The 26,123-nt window shown below is 52.3% G+C and carries 22 protein-coding genes; 7 read left to right on the forward strand and 15 right to left on the reverse strand.

Going from position 1 to position 26,123, the window contains the following annotated elements; genetic code table 11:
* Window positions 1–36: 36 nt before the first annotated feature.
* The 12 genes from HYT77_07390 to glmU form a co-directional block, all read right to left on the reverse strand.
* Window positions 37–2,721, reverse strand: coding sequence for a c-type cytochrome (locus HYT77_07390; protein MBI2067820.1), 2,685 nt, complete (start codon window positions 2,719–2,721; stop codon window positions 37–39).
* 9 nt (window positions 2,722–2,730) lie between these two features.
* Complete coding sequence (locus HYT77_07395) at window positions 2,731–3,534, reverse strand: cytochrome C (protein MBI2067821.1); 804 nt, start codon at window positions 3,532–3,534, stop codon at window positions 2,731–2,733.
* Between the two features lie 84 nt (window positions 3,535–3,618).
* On the reverse strand, window positions 3,619–4,422 hold the full coding sequence (locus HYT77_07400) for a cytochrome b N-terminal domain-containing protein (GenBank protein ID MBI2067822.1): 804 nt from the start codon (window positions 4,420–4,422) through the stop codon (window positions 3,619–3,621).
* Window positions 4,419–4,955, reverse strand: a complete 537-nt coding sequence (locus HYT77_07405; protein MBI2067823.1) for a Rieske (2Fe-2S) protein — start codon at window positions 4,953–4,955, stop codon at window positions 4,419–4,421. The genes HYT77_07400 and HYT77_07405 overlap by 4 nt, the downstream gene beginning before the upstream one ends.
* 58 nt (window positions 4,956–5,013) lie before the next feature.
* Window positions 5,014–6,306 (reverse strand): adenylosuccinate synthase, encoded by a 1,293-nt coding sequence (locus HYT77_07410; protein MBI2067824.1) that lies wholly within the window; start codon window positions 6,304–6,306, stop codon window positions 5,014–5,016.
* Window positions 6,306–7,892, reverse strand: coding sequence for a phosphoglycerate dehydrogenase (locus tag HYT77_07415; protein MBI2067825.1), 1,587 nt, complete (start codon window positions 7,890–7,892; stop codon window positions 6,306–6,308). Before HYT77_07415 ends, HYT77_07410 begins: the two co-directional genes overlap by 1 nt.
* A complete protein-coding gene (locus HYT77_07420; GenBank protein MBI2067826.1) occupies window positions 7,885–9,018 on the reverse strand; it encodes an alanine--glyoxylate aminotransferase family protein in 1,134 nt (377 codons plus the stop codon). Before HYT77_07420 ends, HYT77_07415 begins: the two co-directional genes overlap by 8 nt.
* A gap of 38 nt (window positions 9,019–9,056) precedes the next feature.
* Window positions 9,057–10,244, reverse strand: coding sequence for an argininosuccinate synthase (locus HYT77_07425; GenBank protein MBI2067827.1), 1,188 nt, complete (start codon window positions 10,242–10,244; stop codon window positions 9,057–9,059).
* Window positions 10,241–11,143, reverse strand: coding sequence for an ornithine carbamoyltransferase (gene argF, locus HYT77_07430; protein ID MBI2067828.1), 903 nt, complete (start codon window positions 11,141–11,143; stop codon window positions 10,241–10,243). Before argF ends, HYT77_07425 begins: the two co-directional genes overlap by 4 nt.
* Window positions 11,115–12,323, reverse strand: a complete 1,209-nt coding sequence (locus HYT77_07435) for an aspartate aminotransferase family protein (protein ID MBI2067829.1) — start codon at window positions 12,321–12,323, stop codon at window positions 11,115–11,117. The genes argF and HYT77_07435 overlap by 29 nt, the downstream gene beginning before the upstream one ends.
* A gap of 17 nt (window positions 12,324–12,340) precedes the next feature.
* Window positions 12,341–14,167, reverse strand: coding sequence for a glutamine--fructose-6-phosphate transaminase (isomerizing) (gene glmS, locus HYT77_07440; protein ID MBI2067830.1), 1,827 nt, complete (start codon window positions 14,165–14,167; stop codon window positions 12,341–12,343).
* A gap of 12 nt (window positions 14,168–14,179) precedes the next feature.
* On the reverse strand, window positions 14,180–15,520 hold the full coding sequence (gene glmU, locus HYT77_07445; GenBank protein ID MBI2067831.1) for a bifunctional UDP-N-acetylglucosamine diphosphorylase/glucosamine-1-phosphate N-acetyltransferase GlmU: 1,341 nt from the start codon (window positions 15,518–15,520) through the stop codon (window positions 14,180–14,182).
* A 92-nt stretch (window positions 15,521–15,612) separates the two neighbouring features.
* Here glmU and HYT77_07450 point away from each other — a divergent pair, with 92 nt between their 5' ends.
* The 4 genes from HYT77_07450 (at window position 15,613) to HYT77_07465 (ending at window position 18,784) form a co-directional block, all read left to right on the forward strand.
* Window positions 15,613–16,041 carry a single-stranded DNA-binding protein gene (locus HYT77_07450; GenBank protein MBI2067832.1) on the forward strand — a complete coding sequence of 143 codons (429 nt, stop codon included), beginning with the start codon at window positions 15,613–15,615 and terminating at the stop codon, window positions 16,039–16,041.
* Window positions 16,041–16,961, forward strand: coding sequence for a thioredoxin-disulfide reductase (trxB, locus tag HYT77_07455; GenBank protein MBI2067833.1), 921 nt, complete (start codon window positions 16,041–16,043; stop codon window positions 16,959–16,961). Before HYT77_07450 ends, trxB begins: the two co-directional genes overlap by 1 nt.
* Before the next feature lie 114 nt (window positions 16,962–17,075).
* A complete protein-coding gene (locus tag HYT77_07460; GenBank protein MBI2067834.1) occupies window positions 17,076–18,596 on the forward strand; it encodes a YifB family Mg chelatase-like AAA ATPase in 1,521 nt (506 codons plus the stop codon).
* The gene (locus HYT77_07465) at window positions 18,593–18,784 is read left to right on the forward strand and encodes a hypothetical protein (protein ID MBI2067835.1); all 192 of its coding nucleotides are present in this window, start codon (window positions 18,593–18,595) and stop codon (window positions 18,782–18,784) included. The genes HYT77_07460 and HYT77_07465 overlap by 4 nt, the downstream gene beginning before the upstream one ends.
* Window positions 18,785–18,891: 107 nt before the next feature.
* Here the strand turns inward: HYT77_07465 and HYT77_07470 are convergent, their stop codons facing one another.
* Window positions 18,892–19,227 (reverse strand): hypothetical protein, encoded by a 336-nt coding sequence (locus HYT77_07470; protein MBI2067836.1) that lies wholly within the window; start codon window positions 19,225–19,227, stop codon window positions 18,892–18,894.
* A 74-nt stretch (window positions 19,228–19,301) separates the two neighbouring features.
* Between HYT77_07470 and HYT77_07475 the strand changes: the two genes are divergently transcribed.
* Window positions 19,302–20,627: an inositol-3-phosphate synthase gene (locus tag HYT77_07475; GenBank protein MBI2067837.1), complete on the forward strand. Its 1,326-nt coding sequence runs from the start codon at window positions 19,302–19,304 to the stop codon at window positions 20,625–20,627.
* A 6-nt stretch (window positions 20,628–20,633) separates the two neighbouring features.
* Here HYT77_07475 and HYT77_07480 read toward each other — a convergent pair whose 3' ends face one another.
* The gene (locus HYT77_07480) at window positions 20,634–22,004 is read right to left on the reverse strand and encodes a tryptophanase (GenBank protein MBI2067838.1); all 1,371 of its coding nucleotides are present in this window, start codon (window positions 22,002–22,004) and stop codon (window positions 20,634–20,636) included.
* 79 nt (window positions 22,005–22,083) lie between these two features.
* The gene (locus HYT77_07485; protein ID MBI2067839.1) at window positions 22,084–23,703 is read right to left on the reverse strand and encodes a ChaN family lipoprotein; all 1,620 of its coding nucleotides are present in this window, start codon (window positions 23,701–23,703) and stop codon (window positions 22,084–22,086) included.
* Between the two features lie 62 nt (window positions 23,704–23,765).
* On the opposite strand from HYT77_07485, the gene HYT77_07490 reads away from it, so the two are divergent.
* Together HYT77_07490 and icd are read left to right on the forward strand one after the other, a co-directional pair.
* Window positions 23,766–24,890 (forward strand): citrate synthase, encoded by a 1,125-nt coding sequence (locus HYT77_07490; protein ID MBI2067840.1) that lies wholly within the window; start codon window positions 23,766–23,768, stop codon window positions 24,888–24,890.
* Window positions 24,887–26,116, forward strand: a complete 1,230-nt coding sequence (icd, locus tag HYT77_07495) for an NADP-dependent isocitrate dehydrogenase (protein ID MBI2067841.1) — start codon at window positions 24,887–24,889, stop codon at window positions 26,114–26,116. The genes HYT77_07490 and icd overlap by 4 nt, the downstream gene beginning before the upstream one ends.
* Window positions 26,117–26,123: the final 7 nt, after the last annotated feature.

Consider the following 26,123-nt stretch of genomic DNA (forward strand, 5'->3'; position numbering starts at 1 on the left):
CATGACGTATCTGAAAAGCCAAAAAAATCAGTGAAATTACTCGCTCAGCACTAGTCCTGAGTGAATAAATTCGTCACCGAATTTATGAATCGAAGGACTTAGATTCAACAGGTAATCCCGAATCGCCTCGGACTGCTTCCGACTGCTTCCGCCGAGAATCTCTTGCGGGGCTGACTCATCGTTCGGCAGAAAGCCTGGCATCACAACCCCGGGCGTAAATTTCTGCGGGTCCTTGAGCCATTCCGGAATGAACTCGGGACGGATCCTCTCACGTACAAGCGCCAGATCCGGTCCCCACTGGGCCGGTGCGCCAGGAGGGACAACTCCCCCACGGGCATGACAGGAGTAGCAACTAAAGTAGTCCCGTGAGATCAGTTTTTCCGCCGCCTGCCGCACATCGGGTGACATAACAGGAGGCTTTGTCGGCGAATAAAAATCGGGTCTCACACCGTTCAAAGAGGAAAAGTAGCTGATGATCGCGTTTGCCTGTTCATCCGTAAAACCAAAATTTGGCATCCTGACCTTGATCCAGGGACGAATCTTCGTCCGGGAGGGGTCCTTCAAGAAATCAAACATAAACTCAGGACGAACACGGGCGCCAATGCCATCGAGGATCGGAGGAGGTGCCTCTCCTTCGGCCAGATAATCCTGGATCAGTCTCCCCTCCCCCTCAATCGTATGACATCCTTTACAGTTCAATCGCGCCACGAGACGACGCCCTTCATCGATCTTTGCCTGATTTATGCGAACCTTGGACATTGTAAACCGCTCCGGCACCTCCTCCTTCTTGAGGCCTGAGAGGAAGAGAACGAGGGCATGCACCTCCTCGTCCGAGAGCCCAAAATTTGGCATCACGGAGCTTGTCTTTTCCGTCAGATACCTCTGGGGATCTTTCAACTTACCGGCGATCCAGTCATGCCAGGTGCGTGGGACATCCGAATCACCAAAGTCGAGTTCATAAACCGCCTTTCTGCCAATGGTGCTCAAATCCACGGACAGTTTGGACGCCTTTTCAAAGCCCTGAATGACATGACAACCATAACAGCCATAACGGGAGACAATGAGGAAACCTTCCTTCGCCTTTTCAGGATCATGAAGGGCAGTTCTGATCTGCTCGTCTCTTTCAAGTGGTTTGCCCTGACGGACAAGATAGGCGGTGATATGAGCCGCCTCCTGGGGGGTCAGATGGAGTCTCGGCATTTTGGCCTCAGGATTGTAGAGCTTCGGATCCTGAACCCAGTTGTAGATCCAATCCGCAGAGCTCTTTTCGCCGATTCGATCAAGGTCCGAAGCGAGTCCGGTTCCCTTCTCGCCCATACGGTGACAACCAAGACAGCCGACCGTTTCAAAGAGCTGCTGACCCATAACGGGATCACCACCCGGGTAACGACCAAACGGAAATGAATAGTCCTGCGAAACACTCAAGAGGTACGCCGCCACTTTTTCAGTCTGCCCCACCCCGGTCTGTTCCAGAGGGATGTTTGGCATCTTTGCATGAGGGAGATAATCTTTCGGATTCTTGATCCACCGGACAAGCCATTCCTCGTTCACCTTGGAACCGATCTTCTGCAGAGAGGGCCCAACCCTGGGAGCCGCTTCAAAACCCTGAACATTATGACAACCGGTACATCCCAAGTTCCAGAAAAGCTTTTTTCCCTTCAATGCCACATCGGCGAACGGGAGGTTCCACTGATCCTGATGACACTTGAAGCAGGACGCCTGCATCGAGTCACCTCGAAGAAGCGGTCTCTCCCAATGCTTGTCAATGCCATGAACAAAGTCATGCTCTTCGAGCGGTTTCCCCTTGATCTGGGTGGCACGCCCCTGCCCCCCATGACAGGTGGTACAACCAAACTTCTCGACGGGGTGTGAGGCAAAGATTTCAGTACGATGCGGATGGGTTTTGAACGGATTTTTTTCATTCTCAAAACCGTCCCGATTGATTGCAACGTGGCAAGATTGGCAGCGATCAACCGTACCCCACTGAACCTCAGCCCCCTTGCCCAGGTCGTCAATAACAACCTGCTGGAGATCAAAACTGCGGGACCGGACCTCTTGGATCTTCTTCCTGATATTTTCAAGTGGTTCAAAATGCTTCTCTTCTGCCTTTTGCCATTTTTTTAGCTCCCCCTCATATTGGTCCAAAATCGCCTGGGCCTCCAGAAGCCGCTCGGAGGCATCCATCTCATTTTTCTTTAATTCCTTGAGCCGCTCTTCCAGCTCATAGTACTTTTTCTTCTGTTCCTCGACCTCCTCTTGATGGCCCGTCTCGAGGGCATGCTTCCATTCATAAAAGGTCTCATCCTGGTCTGCCTTCGCAAAACCGTAGCGTTGCTTCGCATCTTCATGACGAATCTTGCGTTCCTTCCACTCTTTCTTTGCCTTGCGGTACGCTTCCCCTTCCAATGCAACCTCAGCCGCCTCCCTTCTCAAACGAATTCGGCGCAGCGAAATATTCTCTTCGGTCACCTGGTCATCCGGTAGGAGATCGTTCTGTTGATCCGTCTGTTCAAGAGACTGCTGCGTTGTCTTCCGCTCTTCCTTCAAGCGACCCAGCTCCAGGAGATTGAACTCACCCTGATACCGTTTCCAGCTCCTCCGGATCACAAATTCATCAAGATAGGCCCAAAGGCTCACCAACAGGAAAAGGCTCCCCAGAACAAATAACCACTTGCTGTAGGAGACCTTTTCAATCGGATCTGTTTCTTGTGGAGTCGCCATGACGTTTTCTCAGATATTGAGTCCAATCCAGGGCAGCGAGCAGATATACTTGATGTTCAATGTCCATCGCAGGAGCATTTTGATCGGCAAGGCCATCATGGTAAGAAAAAGAAAGGCCACAATACCATAGCGAACCGCTCCCAGCTTCTGAAGCGTCTCGCTCGTCTTACTCTTCCAGCGGTAATAGAGAACGCCTGTCGAATAGTAAGCCGCTATCAATCCTAATCCGAAGAGGGCGGCCATCACCTTTCCACGTAAGAAGTCGATCCCGAAGGTCTGGGCAATCCAGATATTAAGATCGACGTTGGTCAGTGCCACGACCTTGTGGGGATCCCACTCCTCCCAGGGTGCAAAGAAGTTCCAGCCCGGGCCCCTCAGAAAAACTCCAACAACAATAAGAAAAATCCAAAGGATGAGAAAACCAAAACAGAACGTTCCAACCGCAAACGGCCGCTCACGAAATGTGTAGTAGCCAGATCCTTTTGGGTTGGTATCAATATAGGGAATGACCATAAGGCCAACAATAATCAAACTCGGCAGTACAACACCGGCCATCCAGGGATCAAAATAGACAAGCATCTCCTGCAGACCAAGAAAATACCACGGGGCCTTTGACGGATTGGGCGTCTTCGCCGGATTGGCCGGCTCCTCCAGGGGGGCGTCGATGACGATTGACCAGACGGTGATCCCTATCAAGGCGATCAATCCGATAATGAACTCAACCTTTACCAGATGGGGCCATGTGTGGACCTTGTCCGGATTCAGGGAGGAGGCGGGAACAATTTTATCACCTGCTTTGTGCGGTTCTGTCATAGCAATAAGCTAATTCCTTAATCTCCCTCTCCCCTTGAGGGAGAGGGAATCCATTCGCCAAAGGCGGAGGACGGGGTGAGGGGGTCACAACGGCCCTGAGATGCCCCCGTCTTTCCGTACTCTCCAAAAGTGAACAATCATTAATACCGCTGCGGCAATCGGAATAAAAATACAATGGAGCACATAAAATCGAAGCAGCGTCGGTGCGCCAACAATCGTCCCTGCCGTTAGAAAAGAGCGGGCGTCATATCGGGGGGTGATCACGCCCGTTAGCTGTTGCATCTGTTCCGCAAGCGGTCCTTCGTGCCCGAGCAACGGGGTCGCCCGTGCCATGTTGGTCCCGACCGTCACAGCCCAGATGGAGAGCTGATCCCACGGGAGAAGATATCCGGTAAATGAGAGAAGAAATGTGAGGACAAGAAGCAGGACCCCAACGACCCAGTTAAACTCCCGTGGCGGTTTATAGGAGCCGGTCATAAAGACACGAAACATGTGAAGCATGACAAGAATGACCATCCCGTGCGCCCCCCAGCGATGCATGTTTCTCATCACCATCCCGAACGGGACATCAAACTGGAGATATTTCATGTCGACGAAGGCATATTCAGCAACGGGGCGATAGTAAAACATCAGGATCACGCCCGTGACGGTCAGAATCAGGAAAAAGAGAAAGGTCAGACCACCCGCACACCAGGTATAGGAAATCTTGATCCCGTGGCGCCGCATCTTGGAGGGATGAAGGTGCAGGAAGACATTCGAGGCGGTCATGAGGACACGATTACGCGCCGTGTCTTTGTAACCATGTCGAAAGATCGATTTCCAGACGTAGGAATCAACGATCAATTTTCTCAACTCTTCATATTGGGCTTTAAATTGGATTAAGTTCATAAAACGACAAACGCCTCCGGATTCTCCCACTCCCCCTTCTCATACAAAAATTTTCTGCTCTTATCGACGATCAATTCCCCTTCCGCATCAAGCCGCACGGCATATCTTTCAAGAGGGCGCGGGGCCGGGCCCTCAAAATTAATCCCCTCCATCGTAAATCCGCTGCCATGGCAGGGACATTTGAATTTAGTTTCTAGGGGGAGCCAGCGCGGGGTGCATCCGAGATGCGTGCAGATCGCCTGAATCGCAATGATCTTTCCCTTCTCCCTCAGAATCCAGACCCGCTGTTCCTCTTTGAAACGCTCACTCACCTCCCCCTCAACATAATCCTCCGGCTTGCCGGCCTTGAAGATCGGTGACGGTTCAAAAAGAACGCGGGGGAACATAAAGCGGACAAACCCCAGAAGCCCCAAACCGATCGCCGAGAGAAAAGCACCCCACCCGGCAAAGCCGAAAAATTCCCGCCGGGTCCAGAGGTTCCTCTCGTCCCCCCTCTTCGTGATGCCTTCGCTTCCTGGAATCGTGCTTTGCATAAAAGTCCTAAAAAAGATGGCTTTTTTAGCAAGAGTGGGAAGAGCGGTCAAATGAAAACTATGAAAAGGGATGCCGTATAATGATGTTGTCCTCTCGCCCCGGACCGACAGAGACGAGGTCAATGGGAACACCGGTCTCTTTCTCTATCCTTTCAAGATATTTTCTGGCAGCGTTCGGTAACTGATCCAACCGGCGAACATCTGAAATATTTTCTTTCCAGCCAGGGAGTGTCTCATACTCCGGTTGACACTCCTCGAGCGGGGCAAGCGCTGATGGGACCTCAGCGTATCGTCCGCCACGAAACCGGTAGGCAACGCACAGATTTAAAGTCGGAAGGGCGGAGAGAATATCCAACTTTGTGATGACAAGCCCGTTAATGCCACTCAAACGAATCGACTGCTTTAGCAGAGGAAGATCAAGCCAACCGCATCGTCGTGGACGCCCCGTCGTCGCCCCAAACTCCCCTCCCCCCTCCTGTAACCTTCTGCCAATCTCACCCGTCTCTTCGGTCGGAAAAGGACCGCTGCCAACGCGGGTTGTGTAGGCCTTGGTGACACCGATCACCCTGTCAATGGCGGAGGGACCGACACCGCTTCCGGCGCAAACGGCCCCCGCTACCGTATTGGACGAGGTGACATAGGGGTACGTCCCATGATCAACATCGAGGGCGGTTCCTTGGGCGCCTTCGTAAAGAATCTTTTTACCATGGCACCTGGCCTCATAAAGTGCCCGGCTTACGTCTCCGACATATTTTTTCAAACAGCTCCCAATCTCTGAATACCTCTGAAAGAGCTCCTTCACACTGAAAGGAGAACCATTGAGAATTTTTTCAAACTGAAGATTCTTCTCGGGAACAACCTCCTCGAGTCTTTTCTTGAGCAGATCCGACTCGACGAGCTCGCCGATCCGAATCCCCATCCGAGCCGCCTTGTCTTCGTAGGCCGGACCGATACCACGACCCGTGGTCCCTATCTTTCCCTTGCCCCGCCTCTCCTCGCGAAGCTGATCCATTTTCTTGTGGTAGGGAAAAATGACATGGGCCCTGTCGCTGACCAACAGGTCGGAATCATTTTTTAGAAATCCGCGCGCCCGGAGCGCCTCAATCTCCTGCAGAAGCACTTCAGGGTCAACAACGACCCCATTTCCAATAAGGCAACGGACCCCCGGGTGAAGGGCCCCTGACGGAACAAGATGAAGAACGGTCTTCTGACCCCCCACGACTAATGTGTGACCGGCGTTATTTCCCCCTTGAAATCGGACGACCTGATCGGCTCCCTCCGCAAGGTAGTCGACGATTTTTCCTTTTCCCTCATCCCCCCACTGGGCCCCAATGATGACGATACTAGACATTACAAAACAACTTTTTTTACCGAAATAATGTTCGGCAGCTTCTCGATCTCTTCAATCACCTCTTGTTTCAGATCTCCCTCCACATTGTAAAGCGCGATCGCCTCTCCACTCTGCCGCATCAATCCTAGCTGCATCCGGGAGATATTGATCTTTTTCTTGCCGAGCAGCGTCCCGATATTTCCAATAACGCCGGGCCGGTCCTGATTGTGAATTACGAGAATCGTCCCCTCCGGCAACGCCTCCAGGTAAAATTCATTGATCTGAACAATTCGTGGCTGCATCTTCCCAAAAATTGTTCCGGAAACCGAGCGGGTTGTCCCATCGATTTCCATCGTAATGGTGATGAGGCTCGCAAAATCCTTGTGTTCACTGAATTTTGACTCGACAACCTTTAAGCCTCGCTCACGGGCGATCCATGAGGCGTTCACAAAATTCACGGTGACATCGCTCACGGTTGCCGAAAGCAGACCCTTGAGCGCCGCCTGGGTAACGGCAGCCAGGTTGTACTCGGCAACATCCCCCCGATATTCAATCCGGACCTCTCGCGGCAATCTCTCCAGAAGTTGTCCCTGAAGCGACCCAAGTTTCTCCGCCAAGTGAATAAAGGGGCCCAGAATTTTGAGCCCCTCAGCCGAGATCGAGGGGAAATTAACGGCGTTATGAATCGTTCCATTCTGAAAATAGTCCGCCATCATGCGGGCAACCTCCACAGCAACCGCCTCCTGAGCCTCATCCGTAGCGGCTCCGAGATGCGGCGTCGTCACAACCTGGGGAATTCCAAAAAATGGATGATCGGCCGGTGGTGGCTCTTTTTCAAAAACATCGACGGCCGCCCCTTTAACAATCCCCTCCTTGATCGCGGAGACAAGATCGGACTCATTCACAATGCCACCCCGAGCACAGTTGATGACATAAACCCCCTTCTTCATCTGACCAAACGCCTTCCGGTCGACCAGATTCTTTGTCTTGTCGGTCAGTGGCGCGTGAACCGTAATATAATCAGAACAACGGAAGAGCTCCGGAAGATCGACCGGCTCGATGCCCATTTTTTCAGCCGCCTCAGCAGAAAGGAAAGGATCATATCCAATCACCTTCATCTTAAGACCGATCGCCCGGTCGGCGACGATTCGTCCAATATTGCCAACACCGACAATGCCGAGTGTCTTGTTGCACAACTCACTTCCGGTAAATTTTCCACGCTCCCACTTGCCGGAGCGGACTGAATAAGACGCCTCTGGAATCCGGCGTGAAACGGCAAAGATCATCGCAAGGGTATGCTCCGCCGTTGTGACGGCGTTGCCAGACGGGGTGTTCATGACGACAATCCCCTTTCTTGTCGCCGCAGTGACATCAATATTATCGACCCCAATCCCGGCCCGACCGATCGCCTTGAGCTTGGACCCCTCGAGAACTCGCGCCGTAATCTTTGTGCCACTTCGGACAATGAGACCGTCATATTGAGGCACAATCTTGATGAGTTCCTCCTCTGATAGACCGGACCTGAAATCAGCCGTGATCCCCTTGGCCGATTTGAGGATCTTCTCACCATTTTCTGACAATTTGTCACAAACGAGGATCTTAGCCATGCAGCACCTTCATGGCAGCCCCGACACCGGCCCCCATTTCAAAACGATAGCCCAAATCGGCCAGCGTCCATTCCAACGCCGCCAAAACCGTCACGACATCGAGGTCATCATAATGTCCCATGTGAGCCAGGCGAAATATCTTGCCTTTAAAATCATCCTGGCCGCCGGCAATCGTCAGATTATATTTCTCTTGAAGCGTCTTGTAGATCTTCTGACCATCAATACCCGAGGGAGCGATTACTGCGGTGAGCGAATTGACGGGCGATTTTGCAAACAGCGCGAGACCCAATGCGGTCACCCCCGCCCTCATCCCGTCAGAGAGACGCTGATGCCTCTCAAAAAGGGGTTGGAGCCCCTCTGTCTGCATCGCCTTGAGTCTCTCGGCCAAACCAAAAATCAACCCGATCGCCGGTGTATAGGCGGTCTGATTCGTTACAAGACCTTTGAGTTCCTTTCGAAAATCAAAGTAAAACCTGGGGAGATTCCCCTTTTCAGCCGCCTGCCAGGCCTTGTCCGACAGGCCGATCAAGGCAAGTCCGGGTGGCAACGCAAGCGCCTTCTGAGAGGCACCAATCAATGCATCGATCCCCCATCGGTCCATTGGAAGATCCATAGCACCCAGCGCGGAGATTGCATCGACCACTAAAAGACAATCTTTCATGCCACGGGTCAAATCGGCCAGTTTTTCAATCGGATGAGTGACACCCGTGGAGCTTTCGGACGCCTGAACAAGCACCCCCTTGTAGCCACCTTTTTTGAGAAGTTTTTCAACATCAGCCGGGGAAACAGCCTCGCCCCAAGGAACTTTGATGATCTCTGGCTCTACCCCATACGCCTTGCAGATCTTCCACCAGCGTTCACCAAATTTACCTCCATCTACAACGATGACCTTCTCTCCCTTTGAAAAGAGGTTGGTCACTGCCCCTTCCATCGCGCCCGTTCCGGACGAGGCGAGAATCAAGATCTCGTTTTTGGTCTGGAAAAGCCACTTCAGACCACGACGGACTTCCTCTAATACCGCCTCAAAGGCACGCGTCCGGTGGTGGATGATCGAACCCGCCATCGCCAGCGAGGCCGATTCAGCGACCGCCGTCGGGCCGGGTGCAAAAAGTCTGTATTTCCGCATGGTAGACGATCGCTTTTAATCTCAGCCGTTATTATGAGTCAAGGAGAAGAAGATCTTTTCAGTTTGAGCCGCAAGGCATTTAATCGGATAAATCCTTCTGCATCCGCCTGATGATAAACCGAGTCCTTTTCAAACGTGGCATAATCTTCCCTGAAAAGCGATCGGGGAGACTTACGCCCGACCACACCACAGTTTCCTTTATAGAGTTTCAAGCGTACCTTGCCGGTCACATTTTTTTGCGCCTCATCGATCAATTTCTGGAGAACCTCCCGCTCCGGAGAAAACCAGTACCCATAATAGACGAGCTCTGCGTATCGGGAAATCAACGAGTCTCGAAGGTGCATCACCTCCCGATCCATTGTCAGGCTCTCTATTGCCCGATGGGCAACATGGAGAACGGTCCCTCCTGGAGTTTCGTAAACCCCGCGACTTTTCATCCCGACATACCGGTTCTCAACAATGTCGGTGCGACCGATCCCATGCGCTCCCGCAATCCGATTCAAACGCTCAAGGAGCCTGGCAGGCGACAATTTTCTGCCATTGACCGCAACCGGATTCCCCCGCTGGTATTCAACCTCAATCGTGATTGGTTTCGTGGGGGCGGCCTCCGGATTGCGGGTCATGGTAAAAAGGTTTTGAGGAGGCTCTTTCCATGGATCTTCCAGAATTCCACCTTCGTAGCTGATATGAAAGAGATTCTGATCCGAGCTGTAAGGTTTCGCCCTAGTCACCGGGACCGGTACCCCCTGCCTTTTGGCATACGCCATCAGATCTGACCGTGACTTGAAGTCCCACTCCCTCCAGGGGGCGATGACCCGGGCATCCGGCTTCAAGGCATAGTAGGTCAATTCAAACCGGACCTGGTCATTCCCCTTGCCCGTCGCTCCGTGGGCCAGCGCATCTGCCTTTTCCCTAACCGCCACCTCCAATTGCTTTTTGGCAATGAGAGGGCGCGCAATCGAGGTTCCCAAAAGGTAGCCTCCTTCATAAACGGCATTTGCGCGAAGCATCGGAAAGACGAAATCGCCGACAAACTCTTCCCGCAGGTCGGCAACGTACGCCCGCTTGGCACCCGACCGGAGAGCCTTTTCTCTGATGCGGGTAAAGTCCTCCTTCTGTCCGATATCGGCAATAAAGCAGACCACCTCGCTCTGATAGTTTTCCTTGAGCCAATGAACCATGACCGAGGTATCAAGCCCACCCGAGTAGGCGAGGACAATTTTCATTTTAACAACATCTCCAGTAATGCCTTCTGTACATGCAACCTATTTTCCGCCTGCTGCCAGATCCGTGACTGGGAGCCATCCATCACCTCATCCGTGATCTCCTCCCCTCGATGGGCCGGCAGGCAGTGGAGTACAATCGCATCCGGCGCCGCCTCTTTCAACAGTTTTTGATTGAGCTGATACGGCTGGAACCGTCTCCTCTTTTCCTCCTCCTCTTTCTGTCCCATGGAAAACCAGGTGTCGGTATTGACAACGGCGGCACCCCGTACCGCCTCGACCGGATCGTCGGTTATTATGACAGAAACATCCTTTTGATTCCGCGCCACTTCCAGGATTTGCCGATCCGGCTCAAATCCGTGAGGCGTTGCAACGACGAGGGGAAATCGGAGAAGGAGGGCGGCCTGGATCCAGCTATTGGCGATGTTATTCCCATCACCGATGTAGGCAACCTTCCGTCGCTCCCTTTTGTTTTCCCCCACGGTGAAGAGATCCGCCAAGATCTGACAGGGATGGTAGAGGTCCGAGAGCCCGTTGATCACAGGGACATCGGACGCCTTGGCAAGCTCCTCAACAATCCCCTGCCCGTACGTCCTGATCAGGATCCCATGGGCATACCGCGAGAGAACCTTTGCCGTGTCGGCATAGGTCTCCCCCCGCCCGACCTGTGTCGTCCCCGACTCCAAATAGACGGCATCACCGCCCAGCTCCCTCATCGCTATCTCAAAAGAGACGCGGGTGCGGGTTGAGGTCTTTTCAAAAAGCATTGCGAGTGTCTTCCCCCGAAGCGTACTCCGCACCTTCCCCCTCTTTCTCTCCTTCTTTAAAAGGGTCGCTTTTCTGAAAAGAGACTCGATCTCTTTGGCGGATAGGTCAGAGAGGCTTTTGAGATCCTTCTTCATTCAATGCCTCTTTGAGGATTTTGATCCCAAAATCAATCTCCTTTTTACGAATTAGAAGCGACGGGGCCATTCGGATCGTCTGCGAACCAACGGCATTGATCAGGAGACCCTTTTTCAAGCAACGTTCAACAAACGGCCTTGCCTCACAGGTGAGGTCAATACCCCACAACAGGCCGACTCCCCTCACCTCCTGAACAATAGAATAATCGCCCGGAAGCTGTCTTAACAACCGCTCCAGATAGGGACTGATCTCACCAACATTTGGAAGCGCCTCACCCGAAACAGCCTTCACCACTTCAAGCGCCACGGCGGTCACGAAAGGATTTCCACCAAACGTCGAGGCATGATCCCCCGGCAGAAACGCACTTGCGACGAAATCACGCGCGAGGAGCGCCCCGATCGGCAGTCCGTTGCCGAGCGCCTTCGCAAGTGTCATGATATCCGGGGCAATACCGGAGTGTTCATAGGCGAACATCTTCCCGGTCCTGCCGATCCCGACCTGGACCTCATCATAAATTAAAAGCAGTTTGTGTCTGTGACAGAGGTCACGGAGCCCTTTAAAATAGTCAGGCGATGGGAGACGGACACCCCCTTCCCCCTGAACCGGCTCCACCATAATCGCAATCGTCTGGGGAGACAGTATCTTTTCAAGAGAGCTCAGATCTCCAAAATCAGCGTAACGAAAACCCGGCAGGAGCGGCTCAAATCCTTTTTGGACCTTCTCCTGACCGGTCGCAGAGATCATTCCGAGCGTCCGGCCATGGAACGATCTGTTCATGGTAATCACTTCATACCGGTCCTGACCCAGAATTTTGCGCGCATACTTTCGTGCCAGTTTCACCGCCCCCTCGTTCGCCTCCGCCCCGCTGTTACAAAAAAAGACCTTGTCAGCAAAGGAGTGTTCAACCAGCCATTGGGCAAGCTCCGCCTGATGATCAAGATAAAAGACATTGCTTGTGTGGAGAAGTTTTCCCGCCTGAACCGCGATCGCACGAAGCACCCTGGGATCGGAATGCCCCAGATTACAGACCGCAATTCCGGAAAAAAAATCGAGGTATTTCTTCCCCTCGGCATCCCATAACCAACAACCCCTCCCCTTGACCGGGGCCATTGGAAGGCGATTGTAGGTGTTCAGGAGGTATTTCTTGGAAAGCTCAATAATCTCGGCGGTACTTGTCATCTTCGTCTGTTCGTCGCCTATTCGACCGTGACACTTTTGGCTAGATTACGTGGTTGGTCAATGTCGGTCCCCTTGTGGTCAGCAATATGATAGGCCAAAAGTTGCAGCGGAATTGTCATGAGGATCGGCGTGATGTACCAAGGGGCCTTCGGGACATAGATCACGTCCTGACACTTTTTGGCGATCTGCTTGTCGCCCTGTGTGGCGATCGCAATGACGCTTGCCCCGCGCGCCCGAACCTCTTCGATGTTCCCCATCACCTTCTCATACGTCTTGTCCTGGGGAGCCAGCACCACCACCGGCATCCCACGATCAATCAGGGCGATCGGTCCATGTTTCATCTCACCGGCAGAATACCCTTCCGCATGAATATAAGAGATCTCCTTCAGTTTAAGCGCCCCTTCGAGGGCAATCGGATAGTGAATCCCACGCCCAAAATAGAGAAAATTGGGAGAGTGGGCATATTTTTCCGCCAAATCACGGAGATCAATCTCCACGAGCTTTTGAATCTGTTTGGGAAGTTTCACGAGGGCATCGAATGTCTCATCACCGAACGAGAACGTCTGGCGGATCCTTCCCAATCGAAGCGCCATCAGGAGCAACATCACCATCTGGGTCGTAAACGCCTTCGTTGAGGCGACACCGATCTCGGGACCGGCACGGGTATAAAGTGTCGTGTCTGAACCTCTCGGAATCGCCGAATCAACCACGTTGCAGATTGAAATGACCTTGGCCCCTTTTTCCTTTGCTATCTGGACAGCGGCCAGGGTGTCGGCGGTCTCACCCGACTGACTGATCGCCACGATGAGCGTTTTTCTATCCAAAATCGGGTTTCGGTAGCGGAACTCGGACGCCTGATCGACCATTACGGGAAGACGCGCCATCTCTTCCATATAGTATTTGCCTGCCAGCGCAGCATGATAAGAGGTGCCACAAGCGACAAGGTAGATCTTGTCAAACGGAAATGAACCGTTTCCGGAAAAGAGCGGATCGACTCCGCGCAGGTAAATGCGCCTCTGTTTCTCAGACAATTGTCCCGAAAGGGTATCCCCAACAACCCTCGGCTGTTCAAAGATCTCTTTCAGCATGAAATGCTTGAACCCCCCCTTCTCGGCCGTTGAGAGGCTCCAGTTGACTGTCTTGATCGGACGACGCACCTTCTTATGAGAGAGATTCCATATCTCACACCGATCCCTCCAGAGAATCCCCGCATCCCTATCCTCCAAAAAGACGACCCGCCGTGTATGCGACAGGATCGCCGGGATATCAGAGGCAACAAAATTCTCCCCCTCCCCCAATCCAACGACGAGCGGAGGACTCCCGCGACGGGCAAAATAGATCCGATCCGGCTCCTCTTCGTGAAGAACCGCCAAGGCATAAGAGCCCTCAATCTCGGAGAGTGCCTTGAAAAACGCCTTCTCCATAGAAAGGCCGTCATAGAGCCGTTGCTGGATGAGGTGACAGGCAAGCTCGGTATCTGTCTCCGTTTTCAGGGTGTGCCCTTTTTTGGCCAGATAGCGGTGAAGCTCTCCGTAATTTTCAAAGATTCCATTATGGACGAGGACGACCGGACCTGCCTTGTGCGGATGGGCATTAGTTTCATTAGGCCGCCCGTGCGTCGCCCAGCGGGTATGCCCGATACCGAGCGTTCCAACCGGCGCGTTGCTCTTCAATTTTTTATCAAGCTCAATCAGCTTGCCAACCGACCGGACAATCCGGATCGCCTTTTTCTCCCGAACAGCAATCCCCGCCGAATCATAACCACGATACTCAAGCCGGCTTAAACCCTCCATGAGGATCGGTGTTGCGTTACTTTTTCCAATATAACCGACAATGCCGCACATAAAAAATCTCTCTCAACCTCTCTTTTTCTCTTTCTTACGCTTCTGTTTCACCCAACCTTTTATATTCTTCTGCTCAACACGGGAGACTGCAAGCGAGCCGGAGGGAACCGCTTTTGTCACCGTGGTCCCAGCCCCAACCCAGGCATTATCCCCAATCGTGACCGGCGCCACAAGCTGGACATCACTTCCAATAAAAACCTTCTTCCCGATCACCGTCCTGTTTTTCCGAAAACCGTCGTAATTGCAAGTGATCGTTCCACATCCGACATTCGCACCCTCTCCCACAACCGCATCTCCCAGATAGGTCAGGTGGTTCGCCTTCGCCCCCTTTTTCATCACGGTTTTTTTAAGCTCGACGAAGTTGCCAACCCTTGCTCCCTCTCCGACGAAACTCCCGGGCCGAAGACGCGCAAAGGGACCGATACGGGCACCCACGCCAACAACCGAATCCTCAACCACGGAATAGGGAAAAATCTCCGCTCCCCTACTGATACGGCTTCGTCCGCTGATAATAACCCCCGGATGAATGATGACATCCGGCTCGATCACCGTTTCGGATGAGATCCAGATGGAGGAGGGATGTCGGAGAGAAACTCCCTTCTTCATCCATTCCAGGTTGATCCTCTGTCGCAGGAGCTCTTCCGCCCCTGCCAACTGGGATCGATCATTGATGCCAAGACACTCGCCACTCTCCTTGCTGAAAACAGAGACAACCTTTTTCCCCTCCCGAAGCAGATGTTCAACAAGATCCGTCAGATAATACTCTTTCTTGAGGGGACTACGACGAATCTCCCGGAGCGGCTTAAGAATCTCTTCGGTCTCCGCGAGATAAATACCGGCATTAATCTCCCTCAACTCCTTCTGCTCGGGAGACGCCTCCTTCTCCTCAACAATCCGGTCGACCTCGCCGTCTCCATCCCGGACCACACGACCATACCCTGAGGGGTCAAACAGCTCCGTTGTGAGAAAGGCCAAAGAGGCCCTCTCCTCTTCAAATTTTGTCTGAAGAGATCGAAGGGTCTCTAAACGAAGGAGTGGGACATCTCCGCTCAAAATAAGGAGAGGTCCTTTATGCCCCTTCAAAAAAGAGGCGGCCGAGAGGACCGCATGGGCCGTTCCGAACTGCTCTTTTTGGAGAACCCACTCTACTTTTTTATTTGGAAAGAGTTTTTTGACGCTCGCCGCTTGATGACCGACAACTGCCAATATTTTTTTGGGTTTTAGTTTCTCCGCCGTTTCCAGGACGTAGGAAAAGAGCGGTCGGCCGCTCAAGGGATGAAGGACCTTCGGGAGCGCGGACCGCATCCTCTCTCCCCGTCCGGCAGCCAGAATTAAGACGAGCAAGTTTTGCATCAATGAACGGTTTTTATCGCCTGGGCGGAAAGAGCGTCAAGGATTTAAAAACAGACTTGCAAAAGAAAAGCTTGCAACCTACAAGGAGGAACATGGCATCCGTGAACAAGGTCATTCTCGTCGGGAATCTGGGACAAGACCCCGAGGTTCGTTATCTCCCGTCCGGTCAGCCGGTAGCCAATTTCAGTATCGCCACAACGGAACGTTGGACCGGCAAAGACGGTACTCCGGGTGAAAAGACGGAATGGCACAGGATTGTCGTGTTTGGGAAACAGGCGGAGAACTGCAAGGAGTATCTGAAGAAAGGGCGTCAGGTTTATATTGAGGGACGACTCCGCTCGCGCGAGTGGAATGACAAGGAGGGGAACAAGAAGACGACGGTGGAGATCGTCGCCCAGACCGTGCAATTTCTCGGCTCCGGCCCCGGACGTTCTCGCGACTCAGCCCCTTCGGAGGCCCCATCACCGGCCCAGGATCTTCCCTCTCCCTTGGGATCATCGGATGACGATATTCCGTTCTAATGTCTGAAGACGTTATCATTATAGGGTCCGGCCCTGCCGGTTTAACCGCAGCCATCTACACCGCCCGTGCCGATTTAAATCCACTCTGTATTGAAGGGTACCAACGAGGGGGACAGTTGATGCTCACGACGGAGGTGGAAAATTATCCCGGCTTTGAAAAAGGTATCTTAGGTCCCGACTTGATGGAGACCTTAAGAAAGCAGGCGGAGAGATTTGGAACCCGCTTCCTCACCAAGGATGTCACCCGCGTCGACCTCTCCAAAACACCTTTTTCCGTCGACGTTGGAAACGAACATTACACCTCGAAGACAATTATCATCTCTACGGGCGCCTCGGCCCGTCTCATCGGCCTACCGAATGAAAAAAGACTGATGGGAAAAGGGGTCACGACATGTGCCACCTGTGATGGCGCCTTTTTCCGAAACATGGAGGTGGCGGTCGTCGGAGGGGGTGATTCCGCCATTGAAGAGGCACTCTTTCTCACGAAATTCGCCAGCAAGGTGACGGTTATCCACCGCCGTGACCAGCTGCGCGCCTCGAAGATCATGCAAGATCGCGCCCTCTCCAACAAGAAAATCGCCTTTGTCTGGAACACAATTGTGGAGGACGTACTCGGACAGAATGAAGTCGAGGGACTCCAACTCAAGAATGTAAAAAATGGCGAGAGCGGCATTCTCAAGGTAGCCGGCCTCTTTGTTGCAATCGGCCACGACCCGAACACGCGACTTTTTCAGGGGCAGGTCAAAATGGATAAAAACGGCTATATCATGACCCACAACGGCACCAAAACTAACGTCGCGGGTCTCTTCGCCTGCGGCGATGTCCAGGACCCCGCCTATCGTCAGGCGATCACCGCCGCTGGTAGCGGTTGTATGGCGGCGATTGATTGTGAGAGATTTCTCGAGTCCCTCCCTCACTAACAATAGTAAAACCGGACGGTGATCATTCGAATTATGGATGATTCTGTTCTTAAAGCGCCCTTCAACACCCTGCTCAATCTTTATCTGGCACCAAACCTGCAGTAGTTCGAGCCAATGCTCTCGCGGATTTTAAGTGCGGGTCTGCTCGGAGTTGATGCCTATCTGGTCGAGGTGGAGGTTGATATCTCACTGGGTCTCGCCAAGTGGAATACCGTCGGCCTGCCGGAATCGTCCGTCAAGGAGAGCCAAGACCGGGTGATTGCCGCCATCCGGAACTCCGGCTATGACTTTCATCGGCGCCGGATCACAGTCAACCTCGCGCCGGCCAACATCCGAAAAGAGGGAACCGCCTTTGATCTGCCGATCGCCATCGGGCTACTCTCCTCTTCCGAGCTGATTCCAAGAGAGCCCCTGTCCGATTATCTGGTGCTGGGAGAACTCTCCTTACACGGAGAGATCAAGCCGGTGCGAGGCGCCCTCCCGATGGCACTTCTGGCAAGATCAAAAAAAATTCCCCACCTCATTTTACCGGAGAAAAACAGCGCTGAAGCCGCCGTTGTAAAAGGGGTAACCGTTCTGGGCGTCAGAACCCTCTCCCAGGTTGTCCAACATTTCACGGGAGAGAAAAAACTTTCACCGACCGACACCACCACTCCCCAACAAAAGAGGAGCAGGCAAGAGGTCGATTTTTTTGAGATCAAAGGCCAATCCCACGCCAAGAGGGCGATGGAGGTAGCCGCGGCGGGTGGCCACCATCTCCTTTTGATCGGTCCTCCCGGTTCAGGCAAGACAATGCTCTCCCAGAGACTTCCAACAATCCTCCCCCCCATGAGTTTTGAAGAGAGTCTGGAGACAACGAGGATTTATAGCGTTGCAGGGCTCCTCCATGGAGAGTCAATACTGCTGGAACGCCCCTTCAGGACGCCCCATCATACGATATCGGATGCGGGGCTTGCAGGAGGTGGAGCCACTCCACGACCGGGGGAGATCAGTCTGGCCCACAACGGTGTCCTCTTTTTGGATGAGCTGACCGAATTCAAAAAAAACGTCATCGATATCCTTCGGCAACCGTTGGAGTCCCAAAAAATTACGATCTCCCGTGCCCATTCAAGCATCACCTTTCCAGCAAGGGTCATGCTCGTCTCTTCCATGAACCCTTGTCGGTGTGGCTATCTTGGCTCTTCCCTCCCGTGCCACTGCACCCCTCAACAGATTCAACTCTACAGGAGCCGGATCTCAGGACCTATTCTGGACCGGATTGATCTCCAACTCGAGGTCCCTCCTGTCAAATACAGGGATCTCCTGAGTCAGGAAGAGGGTGAATCCTCATTTTCCATCAGACAGAGGGTTTTAAGGGCCAGAGAGATCCAAGATCGCCGATTGGCCTGCTTTGAAATTCATTGCAACGGCCAGATGACTCCGCGTCTTATCCGCAAGTTCTGCACCGTTGGACCGGAGGAATCCTCATTGCTTGAGAGGGCGATTGAAAAATTGAGGCTCTCGGCACGGGCCTATGACCGGATCCTCAAGGTTGCCCGAACGATCGCTGATCTGGAAGAGAGTGAAAAAATCGGGCCAACCCACCTCAGTGAAGCGATTCAGTATCGAAGTCTGGACAGGAGTATCTTGCAATGAACCTTTTTGATCGCAACAGAAATGAACTTTCCCGTTACTTCTATGACGTAAGCAAGGCCGTTCTCATTTCCTATATTGCTATTCCAATTTTACAAGGTTCATTTCACGGAAAATTGGTTCTTGTTGGTGTCGCAGGAACTGTGTTAGCGTTAACACTCGGAATGGCTTTAAAGAAAGGCAAGCAATGATTACCGCTTATATGACAGTTATTGTAATGAGCGTGGTAGGACTCGCCTTCGTCCTCTGGTACGACTACTGGTACACCCCACGACACAAAAGGAAAAACCAATAAATTCTAACCGAAGATCCTTCGAATCCGAGGGTCATCTTTGGACGCCTCGCAGATTCTCTCAGTCACCTCATCAATGATATCAGGGGTCTGAAAAGGGGCCGCGAGATGCCTTTTGACCTTGCGGCGCATGTTGATCCGCATGCGTAGCTCATCAAGATCGGTCCAGCTCCTCTTGATAAAATTGACCCCCCATTTTCGCGCCTCCTCGACGACATAAAAGCCGTCAGTGACGTCAAAAAGGTGAGGTTTAACCTTCTTCTCAAGCTCCTCCACACCCTGGCCGATAGAATTCGGCAGGACGGTGTGGATAACTCCTTTGACCCAGTTTGCCATACCCATGATGTCCCCCTTATCGCAAGGGGTTGAATACTAGTTGCTTATTTTTTTTTGGCAAGATAAATGCCGCTCCAACTATGGAAAAACTTACCGAAAAACGAACATCCATTCGACCCTCTGATGGAAAACTCGGCATCCTTCTCGTTGGGTTGGGAGCTGTCTCGACCACACTGATTGCAGGGGTTGAGGCGGTCAAAAAAGGGATTGCCAAACCGATCGGGTCACTGACCCAGATCGGAACAATCCGGCTTGGCAAGAGGACGGAGAACAGAACCCCTCTTGTCAAAGAGTTTGTTCCGCTCGCCTCCCTCCAGGACCTTGTTTTCGGTGCCTGGGACATATTCCCGGCCAATGCCTATGAATCGGCCCTTCACGCCGGTGTCCTTGAAAAGACACTGCTGGACCAGGTGAAACCTGAATTGGAAACTGTTGCCCCGATGCCTGCTGTTTTTGACAAAAACTATGTGAGAAAGCTCGATGGACCGAACGTCAAAAAGACAAAGAACAAGATGGAGGCGGCCGATCAACTTCTTGTTGATTTTGAGCAATTCAAGAAGAAAAACCGTCTTTCTCGCCAGGTTGTCATCTGGTGCGGATCAACAGAGGTTTACAGCCAGCCAAAGCCGGTTCATCAATCACTGAAGGCGTTTGAGAACGGCTTAAAAGAGAACAACCCCGATATCGCACCGAGCATGATTTACGCCTATGCCGCCTTAAAGGCCCGTATCCCTTTTGCCAATGGGGCTCCGAATCTGACCGTTGATATTCCCGCCCTGCAGGAACTGGCGATGGAAAATCACGTCCCGATCTCCGGCAAAGATTTCAAGACGGGGCAAACCTTGCTCAAGACAATCATCGCTCCCGGCCTCAAGGCGAGATACCTTGGCCTTCAAGGCTGGTTTTCGACCAACATCCTGGGAAATCGTGATGGAGAGGTCTTGGACGACCCCGATGCGTTCAAGACAAAAGAGGAGAGCAAGCTGGGGGTGCTGGATACAATCTTACAGCCACACCTCTATCCCGATTTATACGGAAAGATGTACCACAAGGTCCGCATCAATTATTACCCGCCCCGTGGTGACAATAAAGAAGGATGGGACAATATCGACCTGTTTGGTTGGCTCGGTTATCCGATGCAACTCAAGGTCGATTTCCTCTGCCGCGACTCTATTCTGGCCGCGCCGCTTGTCCTCGATCTGGTTCTTTTTTCGGATCTGGCTCAGCGCGCCGGGATGAAAGGGACCCAGGAATGGCTCTCCTTCTACTACAAGAGCCCGATGACGGCCCCCGGCCTTTATCCGGAGCATAACCTCTTTATTCAGGAGATGAAGCTCAAGAACACGCTCCGTCATCTCATGGGAGAGCAGCAGATCACCCACCTCGGTCTCGATTACTACGAATAATGAAGTTTAAATCAATTCGAACTGGCAGGTAAAATGCCTGAGTACAGGTGCCTCCCAGGTAATCTTAAGGCCCCGGATCTGATCCCGATTTCGCAGTAGTTGTTCAAAAACCTCCGCGACATACCTTAAGTGATTGTCGGAAAAGGTCCTGCGTGGAATCGCCAAACGAACCATCTCCAAGGCAGGATAACGATTTTCACCGGTTCGGGGATCTCGATCGGCCAACACCGTTCCGACCTCAACACCTCTGATCCCTCCCTCAATGTAGGCAGCAACCGCCAATGCCTGTGCCGGATATTCCGATTGAGGGATAGGGGGTAGAAACCGTTTTGCATCGATATAGATTGCATGCCCACCAACCGGTTCAATGATCGGGATCTCTCGTCTTTGAAGACCCTCTCCAAATTGTGCCACTTGCATAATCCGTGTTCGCAGATATTCCTCATCTGTCACCTCACGGAGTCCCTGAGCTACAACCCCCATCGTACCACCGGTCATCCCGCCGTAGGTGAGATACCCTTCAAAAAGGATACTATAAACACTGCACTTTTGATACAGCTCCTCATCCCGCAGGGCGAGAAATCCCCCCATCGCCGAAATCGCATCCTTCTTGGCCGACATCGTTGCCCCATCCGCCTGACTAAACATCTCGCGGCAGATCTTCAAGATCGACCAGTCTTTAAAGGCAGGTTCCCGGCTCTTGATAAAGTAGGCGTTCTCCGCAAACCGGGCCATGTCGAAAAAGAGGCGAACCCCGTATCTCTTGCAAAGCTCGGCCACACCGCGAATGTTTTCCAAAGAGACCGGTTGCCCTCCCCCCGAGTTGCACGTGACCGTGATCAATACAAAAGGTATTCCCTCTCGTGGAGTCGACCGAAGAACCTCCTCCAACTTCTCCAGATCAAGATTCCCTTTGAACGGGTGTTGAGTCGTCGGCTCTCTCGCCGCATCGATCGTGCAATCAACGGCTGTCGCCTTTCTAAATTCAATATGACCTTTTGTCGTATCAAAATGACTGTTGCCTGGGACAATGTCCCCCTCTTTGACTAAGGTCGAGCAGAGGACATTCTCGGCCCCCCTCCCCTGGTGGGTTGGAATCAGGTAGTCAAAACCGGTCACCTCATAAACCGCCTCCTTCATCTTCTCAAAAGAGGCAGAACCGGCATAGCTTTCATCCCCCAAGATCAGTTCGGCCAACTGTTGATTGCTGATCCCCCCGGTTCCGGAATCGGTCAGGAGATCGATCATCACGTATTTTGATGGGATTTTAAAAAGATTGTACCTTGCCTCTTGGATGATCTTCAGCCGTTCCTCACGGGTTGTCTGATGAATCGGACGGATGACAGAGGTAATGTAGGATTCAAAAGGGGAGCTCATTCCCTTCCTATACCTGTCTAGAAGAGCTTAATCAACGACTCTAAACAATATCCTGATTGATTGGCTTGCCTTGCTCTTTTCACACCCTTCTTGGCACGTTGACACGGCGGAACCGTCGCACAAGCCCCATATAAATCTCAAACGGTCTCCCCTCTTCCCGCATCGGATCGCAAAACAGCTCCTTCATCTCTTTTTTTGAAATTTTCTCCGCCAGAAAGGCATAGTATAGCTTGTCTCCCAACATATAACCCAGGCCATGGGTAACCCCCAAAAAAAGATCGGGCCCCATCTTGAAAAACCGTTTGTGACGGATTGGATCGCCTCTCTTCTCTTTCTCCTTATGATCCAGAATCAACAGTGCCATCTCCATCTGAAGCCTGCGAGATTTGGGGGACCCGGGGGACCGGAGATAATTGACAAGCCCTTCATACTCCTTTTCATGAAAGCATTTTCTCTTGTGATTGATAATTTTCGACCCAAAAAAACCGAACGCCTCGTGCAAGGCATTGGCATAAAAGGCATCCACAAGGTAGCGCGCCTCTTCAGGCCCCGCACAGAGGAACTTTAGAAAATGGGATGCCTCTTCAGCGGCATGATTGATCGAAAGATTGGCAAGGTAGATATACTTCTTTGAAGGGATTGAATAGCTTTCGGAGGCAAGGATCTGTTTTTTAATCTGGCGAAGCTGCTGCCGAGTGAAGCTTCCGTCCTCTTCCAGTTTTTTCAAGAAGCTTAAATCACCGCAGGTAAAAACCTCCACATCCTCCCACTGTGAGGGATCAAGAGAAATTTTCAGAAATTCTGCTATCCTCCGTAACAATTCCAAAAAGCTGTGTTTGGCATCCACATAATCGATCGATCCCTCCTCATGCTCCAGCCAATTGAGATAAGACTGCTGCCAGACGATCGGCGGGGTGTTGATCAGACAAAAACTTCTCTTATCAATACGCACAACCTCGACCCGATCTTCGATCTCCTGCTCGGCTAACCTCCAGTAGATGGTCTCACTGTTCTGATAGAGGATCAGGTCCGACATGCGAGCTGTTTTCATCTCCCTTTGAACCTCCGCGGGAAGATGAGGAGGGGCAACATGCAGATCCCCAACAAACAGAATCAGTTTTCGGTCGGGAACAGTACGGGCGATTCTCGCAATGATCTCCGCATTCTCACGATCTCTTCCGGAAAGGGTCAGGTTTCCCGATAGCGATTTCTCAATCCCGAAGAGAGGTATTTCATGATACCGTGTAAAATCAAAGATCGGCCTGAAGTTCTCCCACAAGTCAAAGTACCAGTACTTTTCAAACTGAATTCTCTTCAGAAAGGTTTCTGTTGAAATTTTCTCCTGCTGATAGGCCTCCAAAACCGGCTGGTGACGGTGCTGAATCCATTCGATTCCGACAGCCAGAGAGATTTTTCGTTCAACCAAAAGTCGGAGGAGACGCAGGAGCATCCTCTGGGACTGCTTGTTCGTATGATAATCCCCGAGATAGATGATATCCGCATGGTCAACCTGTTGGATCAGCTCCTCAATGCTGGAAATAGCCTCATAATTTTTTAGATATTTTTTGTACCGGTTCTCATAGGCGGAAAATGAAGGTTCCTGAACGATCGCCTGGCTCCGAATCAGCCGGTCATTCTCTCGAAAAATCCTCTTTTGGAGAAGCAGAAGTTCCTCTCGCGGTGTCAAGGCGCTAGGCATCGGTCTCTCTCCTATATCACATCTTGACATTAAAAAAGAGGGAGTTAGAGTTCCCCGCGTTTATGACAGGTACCAAGGCAGGACTCGAAGGGATTATCGCCGGTGAGAGCCAAATCTGCTGGATCGATGGTCAAAAGGGAGAACTGGTTTACTCCGGCTATACGATTCATGACCTGGCCCTCCACTCCACTTTTGAGGAGGTCGCCTTCCTCCTTTGGAACCACCGTCTTCCCAATAAACGGGAACTCCAATACCTGATCAGCGAGCTTGAAGAGAACTCCGATATTCCGGATGAGATCATGGATTTTCTCCAGAGGGTTGCGCCACGCCTCTCAGCGATGGGGATGCTTCGCACATTCGTCTCAATGCTGGCCCACTTTGATCCTGAGGCAGGTGACCGCTCCCGTTCCGCCAACGAAAACAAGGCCCTCCGGATTGTCGCCAAAATTCCGACTCTCATCGCCGCCTTCGACCGACTACGAAAGGGGAACCGGATCGTCCCGTTAAAAAAAGGTCAGAATCTCGCGACCCGTTTCCTCCACCAGCTTAAAGGAAAGGAGCCGGTTCCCGAAGCGTCCAAGGCAATGGATGTCGCCCTCGTCCTGCATGCGGAGCATAGCTTTAACGCCTCTACCTTTGCAGCCCGTGTCTGTGCCTCCACCCTCTCGGATATTTACTCCTCAGTCACGGCAGCGATTGCGACCCTGAAAGGTCCACTGCATGGAGGAGCGAATGAGGAAGTGATTAAGATGCTCCGCCAGATTGGCCACGTCTCACGCGTCAAGCCATATATCGAATCGGAACTGGCCGATCGGAAGAAGATTTTCGGTTTCGGACATCGCGTCTATAAAACGATGGACCCGCGGGCAACCCACCTCATGAAGATGTCAGAAAATCTCGGCCGTGCGACCAACAACCTGAAATGGTTTGAATTGAGCCTTGAAATCCAGAGGGTCATGAAAGAACTGAAGGGACTCGATCCCAATGTCGATTTTTATTCCGCCTCTCTTTATGAGACGCTCGGGATCCCGTCGGATCTTTTTACCGGAATCTTTGCAATGTCCCGTTCGACCGGTTGGACGGCCCATATTCTGGAGCAATACAACAACAACCGTCTGATCCGCCCGGAATGCGAATATACGGGGCAACGAGGGCTTCCGTACGTCCCGATCGATCAACGTCAATGAGCGAGTCGATTCAAATCAGGAAAGATGGTGCCCTGGAAGTACCTGACAACCCGATCATCCCGTTTATTCAGGGAGACGGGACCGGACCGGATATCTGGCGTGCCTCCCAGTATGTTTTTGATGCCGCCGTCAAGAAGGCGTATGGCGTCCGCCGAAAGATCATCTGGAGAGAGAGCCTGGCCGGTGAAAGGGCTAAAGAGATCTTGGGCGAGAAATGCCCCCCCAACTATCTGCCGGAAGAGACCCTCGATACCATACGACAATACAAAGTTGCGATCAAAGGACCGCTCACGACCCCTGTAGGAAAAGGAGTCAGGAGCTTGAACGTTACCCTAAGGCAAGAGCTCGATCTTTATGTCTGTCTCCGGCCCGTGAGGTACTTCAAGGGGGTCCCCTCACCCGTCAAGGCACCTGAAAAGGTTGACATGGTCATCTTTCGTGAAAACACGGAGGACATTTATGCCGGCATTGAATGGCCGGAAGGCTCTCCCGAGGCAAAAAAAGTGATTGCCTTCCTTCAGAAAGAGATGGGAGTCAAAAAAATCCGTTTCCCTGAGAGTTCCGGCATCGGGATCAAGCCGGTTTCGCGTGAAGGGACCGAACGACTCATTCGGGCTGCCGTTCGTTATGCCTTGAAGCAAAAGCGCCGCAATCTGACCCTCGTGCATAAGGGGAACATCATGAAATTCACGGAGGGGGCGTTCATGCAGTGGGGGTATGAGGTGGCAAAGAGGGAGTTTAGGGATCAGGTCGTGACGTGGGAGGAATCGAGGGGAGAGATAAACGGAAAGCTCCTCATCAAGGATGCGATCGCTGATAATTTTCTCCAACAGATCCTTACCCGACCCGATGAATACGACGTCATTGCCACACTGAACTTGAACGGCGATTATATCAGCGACGCGTTAGCCGCCCAGGTCGGAGGGATCGGCATCGCCCCGGGTGGCAATATCAACTATGACACCGGCTGTGCCGTTTTTGAGGCAACACATGGGACCGCTCCAAAGTATGCGGGGCAGGACAAGGTCAATCCAAGTTCCGTCATCCTGTCGGGCGTCATGATGCTGGAGTATATCGGCTGGAAAGAGGCGGCCGATCTCATTACGCGAGGTCTGGAAAGGGCTATTGCCGCCAAGACGGTCACCTATGATTTCCACCGCCAAATGAGCGGTGCAACGCTTGTCTCCTGTTCAGGGTTCGGCAAGGCGATCGTCGAAAATATGTAGGGACCAC

The organism is Deltaproteobacteria bacterium (assembly GCA_016180855.1).
Lineage (GTDB): Bacteria > UBA10199 > UBA10199 > JACPAL01 > JACPAL01 > JACPAL01.